General features: G+C 41.7%; 12 protein-coding genes. 6 read left to right on the forward strand and 6 right to left on the reverse strand.

The genetic code is table 11. The features are described 5' to 3' along the window. The first annotated feature begins 89 nt into the window (after positions 1-89). The 3 genes from NQT69_RS12645 to NQT69_RS12655 are packed head-to-tail and all read left to right on the forward strand — an operon-like array spanning position 90 to position 6,900. Positions 90-1,322, forward strand: a complete 1,233-nt coding sequence (locus tag NQT69_RS12645; protein WP_256828026.1) for an EAL domain-containing response regulator — start codon at positions 90-92, stop codon at positions 1,320-1,322. Then, a complete protein-coding gene (locus tag NQT69_RS12650) occupies positions 1,319-2,938 on the forward strand; it encodes a response regulator (RefSeq protein ID WP_256828027.1) in 1,620 nt (539 codons plus the stop codon). The genes NQT69_RS12645 and NQT69_RS12650 overlap by 4 nt, the downstream gene beginning before the upstream one ends. After that, positions 2,935-6,900 carry a transporter substrate-binding domain-containing protein gene (locus NQT69_RS12655; RefSeq protein ID WP_256828028.1) on the forward strand — a complete coding sequence of 1,322 codons (3,966 nt, stop codon included), beginning with the start codon at positions 2,935-2,937 and terminating at the stop codon, positions 6,898-6,900. Before NQT69_RS12650 ends, NQT69_RS12655 begins: the two co-directional genes overlap by 4 nt. A 617-nt stretch (positions 6,901-7,517) precedes the next feature. On the opposite strand, the gene NQT69_RS12660 is transcribed toward NQT69_RS12655, so the two are convergent. Next, the gene (locus tag NQT69_RS12660; protein WP_256828029.1) at positions 7,518-8,888 is read right to left on the reverse strand and encodes a GAF domain-containing sensor histidine kinase; all 1,371 of its coding nucleotides are present in this window, start codon (positions 8,886-8,888) and stop codon (positions 7,518-7,520) included. A 356-nt stretch (positions 8,889-9,244) separates the two neighbouring features. Here NQT69_RS12660 and NQT69_RS12665 point away from each other — a divergent pair, with 356 nt between their 5' ends. Then, on the forward strand, positions 9,245-10,132 hold the full coding sequence (locus NQT69_RS12665) for a tetratricopeptide repeat protein (protein WP_256828030.1): 888 nt from the start codon (positions 9,245-9,247) through the stop codon (positions 10,130-10,132). Here the strand turns inward: NQT69_RS12665 and NQT69_RS12670 are convergent. The 5 genes from NQT69_RS12670 to NQT69_RS12690 all read right to left on the reverse strand — a co-directional run bounded on the left by NQT69_RS12670 (position 10,129) and on the right by NQT69_RS12690 (position 14,248). Next, entirely contained in the window at positions 10,129-10,449 is a 321-nt protein-coding gene (locus tag NQT69_RS12670) for a hypothetical protein (protein ID WP_256828031.1), read from the reverse strand. The two genes, NQT69_RS12665 and NQT69_RS12670, sit on opposite strands and share 4 nt — an antisense overlap. A gap of 17 nt (positions 10,450-10,466) precedes the next feature. Next, positions 10,467-11,237 carry a nuclear transport factor 2 family protein gene (locus tag NQT69_RS12675; RefSeq protein ID WP_256828032.1) on the reverse strand — a complete coding sequence of 257 codons (771 nt, stop codon included), beginning with the start codon at positions 11,235-11,237 and terminating at the stop codon, positions 10,467-10,469. A gap of 80 nt (positions 11,238-11,317) precedes the next feature. Further along, positions 11,318-12,058 (reverse strand): ferredoxin--NADP reductase, encoded by a 741-nt coding sequence (locus tag NQT69_RS12680; protein WP_256828033.1) that lies wholly within the window; start codon positions 12,056-12,058, stop codon positions 11,318-11,320. A 256-nt stretch (positions 12,059-12,314) separates the two neighbouring features. Further along, positions 12,315-13,016, reverse strand: a complete 702-nt coding sequence (gene deoD, locus NQT69_RS12685) for a purine-nucleoside phosphorylase (RefSeq protein ID WP_256828034.1) — start codon at positions 13,014-13,016, stop codon at positions 12,315-12,317. Next, the gene (locus NQT69_RS12690) at positions 13,016-14,248 is read right to left on the reverse strand and encodes a phosphopentomutase (protein ID WP_256828035.1); all 1,233 of its coding nucleotides are present in this window, start codon (positions 14,246-14,248) and stop codon (positions 13,016-13,018) included. Before NQT69_RS12690 ends, deoD begins: the two co-directional genes overlap by 1 nt. Before the next feature lie 192 nt (positions 14,249-14,440). On the opposite strand from NQT69_RS12690, the gene udk reads away from it, so the two are divergent. Both udk and NQT69_RS12700 read left to right on the forward strand, forming a co-directional pair. Further along, a complete protein-coding gene (gene udk, locus NQT69_RS12695; protein ID WP_256828036.1) occupies positions 14,441-15,070 on the forward strand; it encodes a uridine kinase in 630 nt (209 codons plus the stop codon). Positions 15,071-15,089: 19 nt separating this feature from the next. After that, positions 15,090-16,313 (forward strand): NupC/NupG family nucleoside CNT transporter, encoded by a 1,224-nt coding sequence (locus tag NQT69_RS12700; protein WP_256828037.1) that lies wholly within the window; start codon positions 15,090-15,092, stop codon positions 16,311-16,313. The last annotated feature ends 131 nt before the right edge of the window (positions 16,314-16,444 follow it).

A 16,444-nucleotide genomic window follows, 5' to 3' on the forward strand; every position in this document is an offset into this window, starting at 1 on the left:
CACACAACACACCGTAAAAATTGATCCAGATCAAATACTATGCGCCGCCGGTGGTTAAAATATCGCCTCATTTTATCTGGAGCGTCATTATGTTCAACTCTTGTATGCATATCTTAATAGTCGACGACCACGCATTTGTGCGTCGTGCGCTGACGTCGATGATCAGCCAGCTTGGCGATCACCGTATCTCCCATGCGGCTGATGGTGATGATGCACTACGACTGATAAACACAATCACGCCAGATATTATTATTTGTGATTTAGCCATGCCGAATATGGATGGTCTAGCCCTGCTTAGGCAGTTAAGTACGCAGCAATTTACAGGTAGTGTTATTTTATCGAGTGCGTCTGATGCCAGCTTATTACGTGCCGCGGCTAACTTAGTTCACGCATTTGGCCTTAACCTGTTAGGCATTATGCCTAAACCGAGCTCACATAGTCAGTTAAGCCACTTTTTTAGCGCTCACCAAAATCGTTTTAATCGCCCAGCTAAGCAAACAGCCATTACTGTTGATACCTCTAAAGCGGTATTAGAGCAAGCATTGCAGCTTGGGCAGTTCATAGCGGTATATCAACCTCAAGTTGATTTAAAGTCGGGTGAATGTATTGGCCTTGAGGCGTTATGCCGCTGGCAACATCCAGAGCATGGGGTGTTATCGCCGTACTTTTTTATTGACCAAATTGAAGATGCCGGACTCATGCCTGCGTTAACACTGGCTATTATTGAGCAAAGCGTTGCCATGCTGACAAAGTTAGGTAATGAATTTAACCATAGCAAGCTGTCGATTAATTTAACACCTTCGTGCTTATCAGATGACACAGTCAATCATATATTGGCTAATCAGCCGTTAATGGCGCTTGCCCAGCGTAAACGTATTTCTCTTGAGGTGACCGAACAAACTGAGCTGTTAAGCGATAGTTTGTCGCTTGAGCTGTTATCTCGGTTACGTATGAATGGCTTTAATTTGTCTGTAGATGACTTTGGCACGGGTTATTCTTCATTACAACAATTGAGTCAGTATCCGTTTAACGAAATCAAGCTCGATCGTAGTTTTGTCGCTAATGCGCTCAATAATCCGCAGTGTGGCGCAATTGTCGAAATGGCGATTCAATTAGCTAAAAAACTACACATGAAAGTAGTGGTTGAAGGCGTAGAAACACTTGAGCAATGGCAACATATGCAGTTACTGGGCGCCGATACTTGCCAAGGTTTTTACAGCGCAAAGCCTATGGCTTATGAGCAGCTAAGTGCGTGGTATCTGCAATGGCAAGCTCAATATCAGGCCATTAAAACATCGACCGATGAGGCATTACGCGCTTGAACTTTTTAACTGATAAACGCATTTTGGTGATTGATGATAGCAGTTTAATTTTATCGGCTATTCGTTTAATGCTGATCAATAAAGGCGCGGTGGCAAAAAATGTCATACTAGCCAAAGATGCTAAAACCACCATAAGTGCCTGCCAAAATCGTAGCTTTGACTTTATTTTGTTTGATTATAATTTAGGTCAAGGGGCTGATGGCCTCCAGCTTTTAGCGCATTTAAAAATGGCAAAACTAATAGCAAAAGAGTGCGTTATTTTTATCGTCACTGCCGAGCAGTCTCGCCAAGTTGTACAAGGCTTTAGTGAATGGCAACCCGACGGTTACCTAGTTAAACCCTTCAATATAAATAATATGCTGCCGCGTATGATTGCATGTTACCGTAAAAAACAGTCGTTAATTGAACTTGAACACTGCTATTTAAAACGTGGCTTTGAGCGTGCTAAAAATACCCTTTCTCGCTATGCGACATTAAGCTATTGCCATGAACTTGAACATGCTTTGCTAATGTGGGATGGGCAAACAGTCCAAATGTGCCAACAGCTTAAGTTATTGGTTGAACAAGGCGATGATAACGCGCGCTTAAGTTATGCAAACTGTTTACTTAATGACGGTAAAACAACTGACGCACTGAGTGCAGTAAAACCATTATTGGCTATTAAGCGTTACCAGCTCAGTGCCTTAGATTTGCATGTTAGTGCTAGCTTGGCACAAGGGCAGCTGCAACAGGCATATGATTACTTAGCGCAAATGAATACGGTTGCGCCAGATAACCCACAACGCTTGCTTATGCAGTTTAATCTTGCGGTCATTTTAAATAATACTGACTACATGCAACACGCCGTTGAGCGCTACCAAAAAACCACACAACACCTAAGTTGGTTAAATATTGATTGCCAGTTTAACGTATTGCGTTATTTACTCGCGCAAATTGAAGGGTTAAATGAAAGCCGCTACGGCAGTGAATTTAAACGCCTAGAAACCACCTATTTGCACAAGCGCTTAAAGATTTTACAAAACCCACGAGCACTGCAATTACACGAAATCAAAGACATTCTTGATGCCCGTTTTGCACTTTGTATTGGCGATCGCCAAGAAGCGTTGCAGATTGTAAGTAAATACAGTGATTATGCCACTTACGTGACACTGCCGTTTTATTGCCAGCTCGATATTGTGCATTTATATCGGCGTTTAGCGCTGCCGCTTCCTGACTTTATCAATAACTTGAATAAAGATGAGCATAGCCAACATTTGCTTTTACAAAACACGCTGCAATATACCCATTCTTATCAACAATTGGTTGATGCTCAGATCCGCAAAATCAAAAGCACTGAGAATAAAGGGTTTTATATGCAAGCCGTTACCCAGTGCATTGAAGCAATTGATAACTTAGGGATCAATGTCGAGCTTGCGCAATTACTATTGCGTGGGTTTACTAAAGCCATCCCCATTAATGTTACGCCGCAGCAGCTAAAACAGTATTACTTACTGGCTAAACACAGCCTCACACTCAACAAAAACCAAGTTGAGAATAGTGAGCTCTATTTTAAATATTGCCGTTATGTTGAATCCACTGTGAGCTTTTTAAACACTCAGCCTAAGGTTGCCGTATGATGTCTGTCTTTCGTTCAAAATTAGTTACTTTGCTAACTTACGCGGTTTTAGTATGCGGGCTAGTAAGTTTTAATACCTTTGCAAATAGCACAGCCCTTACACACTCGCTTGCAAGCGAGAAAAAAGTATTAATGGTAGGCACATTAAAAGGTAACTATATTCCCTTCTTTGCGGTGAAAGAAAATAATAAAGTAGGTGGAATTTACCCAGAATACATAGAGCACTTGGCGGCTAGGTTAAACTTACAAATACAGTACCAGTTTTATTCATCAATTACCCAGCTTGAAAATGCAGCCAAGCAAGGCCGAATTGATATTGCCTTAGGCTTACAACAAAGCAATGAACGCAAAAGCTATTTAACACTTAGTGAAACAATTTTATCCGTGCCACGTTCTGCGCTCATTGCCAAAGAGCTTAATAAATCCCCTTTTCAACTGACAGCAAACCCTGAGGTTAACCTCGCGGTGTTTAAATATGACGTTGATAAAGCATATATTGATCAACTGTATCCTGAGCTGAAAAAATTAGACATCAAACAGCAACGAGATCTCGCGCCAGCATTAAATTATGGCCTAGCAAACGCTCATTTTAGTGACTCTTTGTCTAACCAATATTTGGCTGCACACTTAGATACTGACAAATTTAGTACGATTACGCTGCCTCATGTGCCCAATAAGCAGTTTCATATTCCGCTTATTAAAAATAATACCGCGCTAAATAAAGCAATTAATGAGCTTATCAGTAACACAAATCCAATTACGGTTTCTGCGATTGTTGCCCATGCCAGTCAGTGGCAACACTATAGCAAAAAGCCAGTCATGGTCATCACGCCAGAGCAACAAGACTGGCTAAAACAGCATAAAGTGATTCGTTACACCACACTGCCTAAATGGCATACCATTACTATGTATGATGAATCAAATAAGCCAATGGGGCTATCAATCAGTGTGTTAAACCGCATTGCGACCTTGTTAGGGGTAACCCTTGAATATGTGCCATCCAGTTCAATTGAAGAGGCCATGCAATTTATTCAACAAGGCAAAGTAGATGTAATACCGGCTATTTTGAGTACCCAACAACGCCGCAATAATATGCATTTTACTCAGCCTTATTTAACCACACCATGGGCGATAGTGGCATTAAAAAACAGCCAGATCGATGTAACTCGGTTATTAGAAGGTGAATACAATATTGCCTCTCCTAATGGTGATTATGCCCGTGCAATTATTTTAGATTACTTTAAAAACAGCACGCTCTTACCCGTTAATAATATGGAGCAAAGTTTGGCGTTACTCGATCAGGGCGACGCGGATGTTATTTTTAGTACGTTAGCTACCTCGCAATCTTGGCTTAAGCACAAAGATGGTCACAACTATCGATTAATTGAAAACTTTTTAGTAAATAACAATATTGATGTGCAACTAGCAGTAAGCAAGCACTCACAACCTTTGTTGCCTATTTTGAATAGTGCTCTTGATGCGATTGGCTACGAAGCGCTTGAAGATATTTCTCGTAGTTGGATTGAGTTAAACACTAAGCAGGGTATCAATACTAAAAAAATTATCTTTTATAGTTTACTCGCCTGTGCAGTGTTTTTACTGGTTGTGGTGGGTTTTTTATATTGGAACCAAAAATTACGTCAAGAAGTAAACATCAGGCGTGTAGCACAGCACCGCGCTTTGCAGGCGGAACAAAAGCTCACCTCGATTGCCAATGCTATTCCTGGTGCCGTGGTGCAATTTAAAATTACTGACAACCAGCTTATTTTTACTTATGCCAGTCAAGGTATAGAAAGATTTACGCCGTTCAAACAAATTAATTTATCGGCAACGCAAACCGTTAACCTTAACGATAAAGACTTTTTTACACTGATCTCAAAAGCACAAGTAGAGCAACTTATTGATGCGGCAAATCAAGCATTAATAGATAACCAAGGTATTGATTTTGAATGTGAATTAAACGCGCCTTATAAAAATTGGTTGAACTTGGTCGCGTTTCCGACATCAACCGGAGATGACTGTGTTTGGAGCGGTGTATTACTTGAGATAAACCAACGTAAAGAGCAAGAAATAGCCCTCAGTGAAGAAAAAACCAAAGCCGAACAAGCGGCGATTGCTAAATCACGCTTTTTAGCCATGATGAGTCATGAGATTCGTACCCCACTCAGTGGTGTTATTACCACCACCGAGCTACTTTCGCAGTCGCAGCTTGATTCTCAGCAGCGCGATGATGTCAACACAATCACCGCATCTGCTAACAATTTACTGCATATTCTCAACGATGTACTTGATCATACAAAGATGGAAGAGCAGCAGTTCGCAATAGAGAAAGTAGAGTGTGATTTATTGGTGGTCACAGAAAATGCTATACGTGCACACATTGCGAACGCACAAGCCAAAGGCTTGCGGATGAATTTTTATTTTGATCCCCTGCTTAATCGCTTTATTGAAACCGACCCGGTGCGATTACAACAAGTGCTATCAAATTTGATCAGCAATGCGGTTAAATTTACCGAGCAAGGTCATATCAATATCACTGTGACTGCCACTACAACTGAGCATAATTTACAACAGGTCGCATTTACTGTGAGCGATAGCGGCCTAGGGATTGCAACTGAAAACCAAAGTAAGCTATTTACCCCTTTTATGCAGGCTGAAAGTTCAACGAACCGCCAATATGGTGGTACTGGGCTTGGCTTATCAATTTGTCGTATGTTGGTAAACCGTTTAGGCGGTGACATAAACCTGGCTAGCCATTTAGGCCAAGGCAGTGAGTTTAGTTTTACTATACCGCTGGAATCTTACAAGCCTTCACAATGGCCTACTAGCTTAAACAAAAAGCAGTTAGTCATACTTGATGATGGCAGTGAATGTATTGCCAATGTTGTGCTGTACTTAAAACAATGGCAATTAGATTTTGTTCACGTCACTGATTTAGTTAACCCTGAGCAATGGCGCAACCCCGAGCGCTATAACAACAGTATGATAATATTCCATCATCTACTAGCTAATATCGTGCAGCTTAAAGCAGTGGATGCAAGTAATGTATGGGTTAAGCTCTGTGAAGTGGCTAATAATGATGCCAGCGCCGATCACTTTATTGCGACAAACCCGTTATTAATTTCTTCGCTGCTAAAGTTACTTGCCCACGCGGATGATAAACTTGCTGAGAACCTGAATTATGTTGAACAACAGCAACAAGTTCAGTTGCAAACAAAAGCACAAGCTATTGCCACCGGTAGGCTCATTTTGGTTGCCGAAGACCATCCGACCAACCGACGCGTTATCAAACGCCAACTTGAAAGCCTAGGCTATCAAGCTGATTATGTTGAAAATGGTATTCAAGCACTCGCTGCCATCGCCAAGCAGCAATACAATTTACTTATTACCGACTGCCATATGCCTGAGCTTGATGGTTACGGCTTAACTCAGCAGCTACGCCAGCAAGGCAATAGCATGCCAATAATTGCCTTTACTGCCAATGCCCTGACCGGTGAAGCTGAGCGTTGTATTGCACTTGGCATGAATGGCTATATCAGCAAGCCCATTAGTCAAAGCATGCTACAGGCTAAATTAAATAAATATCTGCCGAAGATAGCCCCTACTTTAAACCCGGTAGTCGATACTATGAGCCCTGATGCAATAACCGATAACAGCGGTTTTAACCTTGCTGAGTTACAAACGATGTTTGGCTCTAAAGATGACGTGGATTTGCTGTTGAGTGAGTTTATTAGCAGCGCAAAAATTGATATTGCTCAGCTTAATAATGCACTACAGGCGGGCGATTTTTTACAACTTGCTGAAGTTGCACACCGTTTAAAAGGTGCTGCACAAATGATGCTAGCAACTAATTTAAGTAGCCTCGCAAGCCAATTAGAAGACGCAGCAAAGCGGCATCAGCAATCACAATGTGAAACCTTATACCAACAGCTCAATGATTGTTTGGCAGCATTGAGTAATTAGTGGATAAAGTAAAGGGACTAGGTTCTAGGGAAGTGACTAGGCGCTAGGTGTATTCGCTGCACGTCGCTCTAAGCCCGAAACCCGCCGCTTTGCCTTTTAAGTAATTTATTCACAAAGAGGTAAAGAGACGCTGCGCTGATGAGGTAATAAAAAAGATACTAGGTTCTAGGGTATATCGAAGTAAAAACCTATTTTTGTGGGAATAGGCTTTAGCCATGATGCTGTTTTAGGTTGTGTGTTAAAAGCCAATCGGCGCTAAAGCGCTCTCCTACTAATGTAGGTCGTGCTTTAGCGCGTCAATTTTCAACCTCAAACAATGTCGCCATAAATGACGACCTACACCGCACTAAGCCAGCAGCCAGTGTCGTTTCTCATTTTGTTCTCATTCACTTCTCTTTGTGCAAATTGGTTTTAAGTGATTTATTCACAAAGAGGCTAGGTTCTATGGAAGTGACTAGGCGCTAGGTGTATTCGTAGCTCGAAGCCAGCAGCACGTCGCCCGCTGCACGTAACCCGTCGCTTTACTATTTACCTACCCTGTCACCAGAATATTCTCTCATCAACAATAGTAGTATTTTCGTGCAATCCGATGAAAAACAAACCATTTCGTTTGTTTTTTAAGTTAATTTATAGGGCAACTCAATCGTAAACATCACTCCCTGTTGCGGCCTACTGTGAACGGTTACATTGCCTCGTAGTGCCTGTGTCGCTAAATTATAAACTATCGCCATTCCTAAGCCACTGCCGCCACTGCCTCGAGATGTGGTAAAAAATGGCTCAAACACTTTGCTAGCAACATGCTCTTCCATACCCCGGCCATTATCTTGGTAACATAAACTGTAACTATCTCGCTCAGGGGTGTCAGTCACTGTTATGGTGACTTGGTTGTCGTCTGCTCCGGTAAAACCATGTACGCAACTATTGTTGACTAAATTCATAATAATCTGATTCAGCGCCCCAGGAACGGTTAGTACGCTGAGAGTTTTATCGCAGTGTATTTGCGTATTAACCTTGTGACGGCGAGTCAATGGCGTCAGGCTGTGGATTGCCTTAGTTAAGTAGTCATGTAGGTTTATGGTGCTTACTTTTAATGATGATTGATCAACCGCAGTTTGTTTAAAATTAGAAATTAAAACCGCCGCTTTATCTAAATTAGTGCTTGAGATTGTTAAACATTCGCTGATATGCAAAATAAAATTATCTACATCGTTTTTTGATAACGTATTATCATTAAGTTGCTGCGTAAGCAGAGCAAGGTGATCAGTTGCTGAACTTGTGGCGGTCACTGCTACACCCAAAGGTGTATTTACTTCATGGGCAATACCAGCAACAAGGTTTCCTAAAGCCGCCATTTTCTCAGACTCGATGAGTTTCACTTGGGTGTTATTTAACGCATCTAGGGTTTTTTGCAGGGTTTTAGTACGCTCAATAACCCGCTCTTCTAACTGCTGGTTGGCAACTTCTAACTGCTGTTTCACTAAACGGCTTTCTTGCGCTGACAATGCTCGGCCATATAAATCTGCCAAGGCAGATAAAAACGCGCATTCGTCGTCTTGCCATTGTCTTGGTCTGGTATCTTCACAACAAAAAATGCCGATCATTTTACCTTTAAACCTAAGGGGGGCATCTAGCATTGAATTGATGCCTAAAGGGGTTAAATAACAATCTGAAAATTCATAAGTAGCGGGATCGGTATGAGCATCATTAGCAATGATCACACGTTGTGTATCAAGCGCCTGAAAGTAAGCCGGAAAGGTCTCACGGGTTAACACTAAACTGTGATCAGGGTCATCATCGTCATTATCAAGTAATAATCGGCAGTGACATTGGCTAAAGTCATCATTTAATAACCAAATACTTGCTCGGGCATTATTTAAGCCATTCATAATTGCCGTAACAATAAGTTGCTCCGCTAGCTCTATATACCCTTCATCGAGAATAGCTGAAGTAGACACATCATAAAGTATCTGCACAAGTTGTTGCCGCATCAAATAAGCCTTATTCCAATGGGTCGTTAAGCTTAGTTTAGTCGATGAAACTCAATCCTACCTAAGGATTGCATCATGGTTTATTTAAAGCTGGGCTATTTTTTTATATTAATTATGTAAAGCGTTAAATATTAAGACATTGTTCAGTTAAACTTGGCTATTATACACACTCACTCCTGTTGATACCCCTGACGACATTTATGTTGTTTAAGCAGTTTGACCAGCTCCCCCTTGAGCTGGTTTTTTTTTGCCTGTGATTTGCTAGTTCCGTATTGATAGTCATGTTAAAGTTCCCTTACTAATTGAATACAACACTGTATTTAATATTGAACGAAATCTAATTACTAGGCAGCACTATGCGTCAAAATTTTTTACTGGTTACACTCTTTTTGGTTTTTCTTGGCTCAATGCAAGTGCATGGTCAAGAGGCTCGGCAAGCGCCGTCAGAGCAGCAACAAGAGCAAGCGTTAGCGCAAGTGCAAGAGCCTATGTTTCAACCCTTAATGGAGCGTTATATTCTTGATGAGCTAAAAGCGGTTCGTCAAGATCAGCAAAAGCTGCGTGAAGATGTCACTAAACAAGTCACTCATGCTCAGTTAGATACGGCTGATAGAGCAATAACTTACACCACTGACACTATAAATAACGTGTTCTTTATTATTACTGCCACCGCTTCTATTTTAGTACTCGTAGGTTGGAACTCATTACGCGATGTAAAAAACAAGGTTGAAGATATCGTTAATACCCGTGTGAGTGTGATCACCAACGAATACGAAGCGCGTTTAAACACTTTTGAAGAAAAGCTACGAGAACGATCAGAAGAGATCCTAAAAAACCAAGAGAAGATCTCAGTCACTAATGAGGTTCATTCGTTATGGATGCGCGCCAACTTAGAAAGCGATGTGTCTAATAAAATTGAGATTTTCGATGAAATCTTAAACCGTAAACCAGAAGATGTTGAAGCCATTGCCTACAAGGCCGATGCCTTACTTGAGTTAAACGAGACCGAGCAAGCTATTAAGCTATGCAACCAAGCCATTGATATTGACAGTGATTATGGCTATGCATATTGGCAACGTGCCTGTGCATATGCACTGACGCATAAACACGCAGATGCGTTAGCTGATATAAAAATGGCGCTTGAGTATTCGCCGAATTTACGTAATGAGTTACTACATGAGAGTGCGTTTGCCAGCTTACACGATAATACAAGCTTTAATATTATTTTGGCAGGGGAATGCTAACGCTGTAAAAAGCGATCAATGGCTTGTGTGAGCAACTCGTCGAGTTGCTCTTCAAAATCATCTTTACTCACTTTAAAGTGAGTTAAATAAGTCTTAACTTGTTGCTCAGCAAGTAGTTTGCTATTCACACTGTATTGGCGCTCGGCCTTTGACTTATCAAATCGCGGGGTAAAGTGGTAATGGGCAAAAATAGGCGCTGTTAGATGTTGATTAGCATAATCACAAAAGCGCTCAATCATTTGCCCACCATTAGGACCAAGGCAACCAGGCTCTACACGATAAAGTAAATGAAGTTTTTTATCGTCACTTAGCTGCATTGACTTTCCTTATCGGTTTAGCGAAAAAATAGTACTTTAGTTATTTTGCCGTTTTCGATTTCATAACTTGATACCAGCTCTGAACGTTTATCAACTACTTTTGGATCGGTTGAGCAGGTTTCTGATAACTCGTGATCAATCACGATATTGCCATATACAATACGTTTAATGGGTGATGATTTAATACACTTTAATTTTTTAAACATAATGCCGTAACGGGCGATTAGTTTTTCTTTGCCTTTGAACAGTAATTCATTTGGAAAAGCATAAAATTCGACGTTCTCATCATACATACCAACAAATGCTTCAATGTTGCGGGCATTATACGCTTTGATCAATTGCTCAATGACTGCCAATGACTCGCGGGATTGCTTTGCTTTAGCTTGCTGTTTTAAAGTGAGCGCCTCTTTTGCTTGCGCAACTGCTTGGTCTGCTTGTGCTATTGCTTGTGCTTTTTCTGCTTGGTTTTTTGGCTGCAGTGCAGGTTTTGCGGCTTCATTACCTAACACTTTACTAGTATCTACAACCTCAATCATATTGTCTTTATTAGGGTCAACAACAATAGGTTGAGTTGGCTCAATTTCTGGCGGCGTTGATTTTTCAGCACTTTGGTTTTGTGGCGTCATGGTGATCACCGCAGCACTGTCTTGTAATTGTTCCGTCGTTTCAGTGCTTTTTTCGTTTGCTTTTGTTTCTTGCGTTTGCTCAGCTTCAAGCGCTTGCTCAACTGGGGCGGAAAAAGATTGCAATGATACTAATAAAATAGCTGCAAAAAATAACGATTTCATACTGTTCCTGAGTAATTTAACAGACGCTAAAATAGCAAAAAATATGCTTAGGGGATAGTTTTATCCCACGATTTACGCATTTACCAATACTGCTCGACGGTAATCTGCCCCGGCTCTCTGCGTCGATTTCGGGTATAACCTTTATCGGTTAAAATAGTACTGGTTTCTTTTACCATTTCTGGATTACCACACACCATAAACTGCGCCGTGTCAGGTGTTGGTATTAAATGGCAATGGTTAAATAAAGTCTCATTGGCAATATGCTCAGTTATTCGCCCGTGTAACCCTTGTTTAGGCTGCTCACGACTAACAACACTTACATACTGTAATTGTGGGTACTGTTGTTGTAATTGCGTAATTTTTGCTTGATAACTGAGATCCGCATTTAACCGTACGCCATGTACTAACACAACCTCTTCAAACCGCTGCCATATATCCCCTTGCTCAAGCATGGATAAAAACGGCCCAATCGCAGTCCCTGTGCTAAGCATCCACAGTTGCTTACTGGCGGGTATTTCATCAAGGGTAAAAAAGCCACTGGCACGACGTTCGATCAAAACCGTATCGCCAGGGGTTAATTTAGCAAGTTGCTGCGATAACAAACCACCGGCCACATTAATTAGGTAAAACTCTAAATCGTCAGAATCCGGTGAGTTAACATAAGAATATGCACGAGCAATGCGTTTATCATTCATCATCATCGACAGCTTAGTAAACTGCCCGGCTTTAAATGGCTCAACATCAGCATTTACAATTAAACTAAATAAGGTATCTGTCCACCAAACAATATCTTTCACCTTCGCCTCAACCCAATTAGACATTGCCCTCTCCTTATTTGATATACCTAATATAACAGTGGCAAAGGGAATGGGAGGTGTCAATGGCAGAGCAGCTTAAAGCTATAAGTTTTAAGCTTTAAGTACTTACAACTTAAAACTGATGGCTGAAAGCTGATAGCTTACGGCTAAAAAAAGCCGCCTAGGGTTACTAGGCGGCTTTGGGAGGTTAGTCTCACTGTATTTGGGCGTGTCTCCAAATCAGCGAATACGTTACCAAGGAACTTTTTACATTGTTTAGTTACACTGACTCTAGAGCAATTTTAACCATTTCGTTAAAGGTGCTTTGACGCTCTTCACTTGGTGTTGCTTCACCAGTGATCACATGGTCACTTACGGTAAATAATGCCATTGCTTTTGCGCCATACTCGGCAGCAACGCCATATAAACCAGCGGTTTCCATATCAACGGCTAACATACCTAATTTATCAAGCTCTTGATAAAAAGTGTTATCAGCTTGATAGAAGGTGTCGGTGGTAAATACATTACCTACTTTTGCTTTAATACCTAACTCTTTTGCCGCGTTAACGCCATTTAATAGTAGGTCAAAATCAGCAATAGCAGAGAAATCATAACCACGTACGCGAGCACGGTTTACGTTAGAATCTGTGCTGGCGCCTTGGGCGAAAATAACGTCGCGAATTTTTATATCGCTGCCAATACCGCCACAGGTGCCGATACGAATAAGGTTTTTAACGCCGTAACTAACTATCAATTCACGGGCATAAATTGACATAGATGGAATCCCCATCCCTGACCCCATAATACTTACAGGCTTACCTTTGTAGGTTCCGGTAAAGCCATACATATTACGAACGCCAGTTACTTTTACTGCGTTATCAAGAAAGTTTTCTGCAATATATTGCGCGCGTAGTGGATCGCCTGGCATTAATACCGTTTGGGCAAAATCACCGTTGTTCGCTTCGATATGCGGAGTACTCATTATTCGTTTCCTTTTACAAGTGGTGCTTTTAGCTCTGATACAAAGCCGTCACCATAGTCAAGTGCAGGTAAGTTAAACCACTGGGCAAGTGTTTGACCTATGTCTGCAAAACTAGCACGCTCACCAAGCGGGGTATTTTCCAGCCCAGCTCGATAAGCAAGTACAGGTACATATTCACGGGTGTGCTCACTGCCCGGGAATGTTGGATCACAACCGTGATCCGCTGTAATAATTAGTACGTCGTCGGGTTTAAGCTGCTTAAGAATTGTTGGTAAATAATCATCAAACTCTTTAAGTGCTTTTGCATACCCTACTGGGTTACGACGGTGGCCAAACTTTTCATCAAAATCAACAAGGTTAGTAAATATCAAACTATGATCTGGCGCTGATGCCATCACCTGTGATGTTTTTTCTAATAAGTTTTGTAAGCCAGGGGCTTTGTGTTTTTGTGTAATACCTTGGTGTGCATAAATATCTGCAATTTTACCAATGCTTATTACTTCGCCGCCATCTTCTGCTAGTTTATCTAGCAAGGTTGGCGCTGGCGGTAACACTGAATAATCACGACGGTTGCCTGTTCTGGCAAAGTCTTGATTAGTCGAACCCAAAAATGGCCGCGCAATCACTCGTCCTATGTTCATTTCATCAAGCAGCGCCCGTGTGATTTCGCAGACCTGATAAAGCTTTTCTAGACCGAAAGTTTGTTCATGCGCGGCTATTTGAAACACGCTATCAGCTGAGGTGTAACAGATTGGTTTACCTGTTTTTACGTGCTCTTCACCTAGCTGTTCTAAAATGGTTGTTCCTGATGCATGACAGTTGCCTAAAATGCCAGGAATTCCCGTACGAGCAATTAGCTCGTCAATAAATTCTTGCGGAAAACAAGGTTGTGTATCAGGGAAATAACCCCAATCAAATAACACCGGCACACCCGCCATTTCCCAATGACCTGATGGTGTGTCTTTACCACTTGAAAGCTCTTTAGCGTAACCCCACGCTGCAATCGGTGTTTGGCGATCGCTCACTAAGCAAGGTTCATTGCCTGCCGCTTCACATGCATCCACTAAACCTAATAATGATAAGTTAGGCAGTGAAAGTGGTTTACCGGTTTCGTCTGAGTATGCTTTTAGCAGATGGGCAAATGTATTCGCGCCTAGGTCGCCAAACTTGTCAGCGTCGGGGGCTGCGCCTATGCCTAAGCTGTCTGCCATCAATATAATTGCTCTTGCCATACTCACCTCGTTTATCCAATAGAGCTACTTTATCTGTTGTTGCTTTTTACCGTACAGGACATAAGTCCTGTTTCATAAAACCTAAACATTATAAATTTCACATCTTAAAGCGAAGCAAGAGAGATTATTCGTGTCTTTTTTGCTATTGTGATCTACCAACAATATATACCTTCTGTGTGGGTGAGAACTTTAGTGACACGAACAATAATAGCCATTGCTGGCGCATCTGCGTCGGGCAAATCTCTTTTTAGCCAAACTATTTATAATGAATTGGTTAATGAGCTCGAACCAGGCGCTATCGCCGTGATCGAAGAAGATGCGTATTACAAAGACCAATCGCATCTGCCGTTTGCCCATCGTACGCAAACGAACTACGACCACCCTGATGCGTTTGAACATGAATTGATGTGCGAACATCTAACAAAATTACGCAATGGAGAAGCGGTCGAAGTTCCAACATATGATTATGCGCAGCATACACGTAGTGATAAAACACGCACGGTTATGCCAGCTCAAATAATTATTGTAGAAGGTATTTTGCTGCTCAGCGACAAAGCGCTAAATAAAGAATTTGATATCAAAGTGTTTATAGATACACCGCTTGATATTTGCCTAATGCGCCGTATGCAACGTGATATGGAGCAACGAGGCAGAACATTACAGTCCGTTGTTGAACAATATCAAGCGACTGTGAGACCTATGTTTTATCAGTTTATTGAGCCCTCAAAGCACAAGGCTGATTTAGTGGTCACACGTGGCGGCATGAATCGTGTTGCGATTGATATAATTAAAAGTAAAATAAAATATTTACTGCAAAAATAACAACGGGAAATAACCAAACATGACAACATTTATGAGCTTAGTCGGCATGTGTGTGCTGCTAGGCATTGCTTTTGTGGCCTCAACCAACCGCAAAGCAATTAGTTTAAGAACGGTGGGTATTGCGTTTGCCATGCAATTTATTATCGGCGGGTTTGTACTGTTTTTTGAAGCAGGAAAAAACGCCTTAGTGAGCATGTCAAAAGCCGTATCATCGGTAATTGGTTTTGCAAATGACGGAATATCGTTTTTATTCGGTCCCCTTGCCAGCCAAGATACCTTAGGGTTTATTTTTGCGGTACAAGTGTTACCGGTCATTGTGTTTTTCTCTGCCCTTGTTGCAGTGCTTTATCACATTGGCATTATGGATTGGATTATTAAAATCCTCGGCGGTGGTTTACAAAAACTGTTAAAAACATCGCGTACCGAATCGCTCTCAGCGACCGCCAACATATTTGTTGGCCAAACTGAAGCACCGTTGATAGTAAAGCCATTTATAGCAACTATGACCAAGTCGGAATTGTTTGCAGTGATGGTAGGTGGCCTAGCCACGGTTGCAGGCTCGGTAATGGCCGGTTATGTCATTATAGGTGTAGAGCTTAAATATTTAATTGCTGCCAGCTTTATGGCTGCACCGGGTGGGTTTTTAATGGCCAAGATGATTGTGCCAGAGACCGAAACCCCAAAAGACACATTGGCTGATCTTGAAGAAAGTGAAGACAAACCAGTCAATGTAATAGATGCAGCAGCATCGGGCGCCGCCAACGGTATGCATTTAGCGCTCAATGTCGGCGCAATGTTATTAGCGTTTGTTGCTTTAATCGCGCTTTTAAACGGTTTATTAGGTGGTGTTGGTGGCTGGTTTGATTATCCGACACTGACACTACAAGAAATTTTAGGTTATATATTTGCCCCGGTTGCCTGGTTACTCGGCGTACCATGGAATGAAGCAATTATAGCCGGCAGTTTTATTGGTCAAAAGTTAGTAGTGAATGAATTTGTTGCTTACTTAGACTTTATAAATTATCGCGATACGTTAAGTGCGCACACACAAGCGATTGTCACATTCGCGTTATGTGGGTTTGCTAACTTATCATCGATAGCCATTTTACTAGGTGGATTAGGCGGTATGGCGCCTAGTCGGCGAAAGGATATCGCACGCTTAGGGCTCAGAGCAGTGTTAGCAGGATCTATGGCTAACCTTATGAGCGCCGCAATTGCAGGTTTTTTCCTCTCGCTAGCTTAGAAACTTTGAGATGAGCCTTAGTTGCAAAACAATAGGATAGAGCTTTAAGGGGTTAAAGAGCTATCTGACTTGAACGATACTTCACCAAGGGCCGCAAGGCCCTTTTATCGTTTTAAGCCTTCCACTTTTCA

This window comes from Pseudoalteromonas shioyasakiensis (assembly GCF_024518675.1).
Lineage (GTDB): Bacteria > Pseudomonadota > Gammaproteobacteria > Enterobacterales > Alteromonadaceae > Pseudoalteromonas > Pseudoalteromonas shioyasakiensis_B.

Coding starts and splice junctions, on each gene's coding strand:
- NQT69_RS12645 (WP_256828026.1), top strand. CDS start 90: ATGTTCAACTCTTGTATGCATATCTTAATAGTCGACGACCACGCATTT.
- NQT69_RS12675 (WP_256828032.1), bottom strand. CDS start 11,237: ATGAAATCGTTATTTTTTGCAGCTATTTTATTAGTATCATTGCAATCT.
- NQT69_RS12655 (WP_256828028.1), top strand. CDS start 2,935: ATGATGTCTGTCTTTCGTTCAAAATTAGTTACTTTGCTAACTTACGCG.
- NQT69_RS12665 (WP_256828030.1), top strand. CDS start 9,245: ATGCGTCAAAATTTTTTACTGGTTACACTCTTTTTGGTTTTTCTTGGC.
- NQT69_RS12690 (WP_256828035.1), bottom strand. CDS start 14,248: ATGGCAAGAGCAATTATATTGATGGCAGACAGCTTAGGCATAGGCGCA.
- NQT69_RS12660 (WP_256828029.1), bottom strand. CDS start 8,888: ATGCGGCAACAACTTGTGCAGATACTTTATGATGTGTCTACTTCAGCT.
- NQT69_RS12670 (WP_256828031.1), bottom strand. CDS start 10,449: ATGCAGCTAAGTGACGATAAAAAACTTCATTTACTTTATCGTGTAGAG.
- NQT69_RS12680 (WP_256828033.1), bottom strand. CDS start 12,058: ATGTCTAATTGGGTTGAGGCGAAGGTGAAAGATATTGTTTGGTGGACA.
- NQT69_RS12700 (WP_256828037.1), top strand. CDS start 15,090: ATGACAACATTTATGAGCTTAGTCGGCATGTGTGTGCTGCTAGGCATT.
- deoD (WP_256828034.1), bottom strand. CDS start 13,016: ATGAGTACTCCGCATATCGAAGCGAACAACGGTGATTTTGCCCAAACG.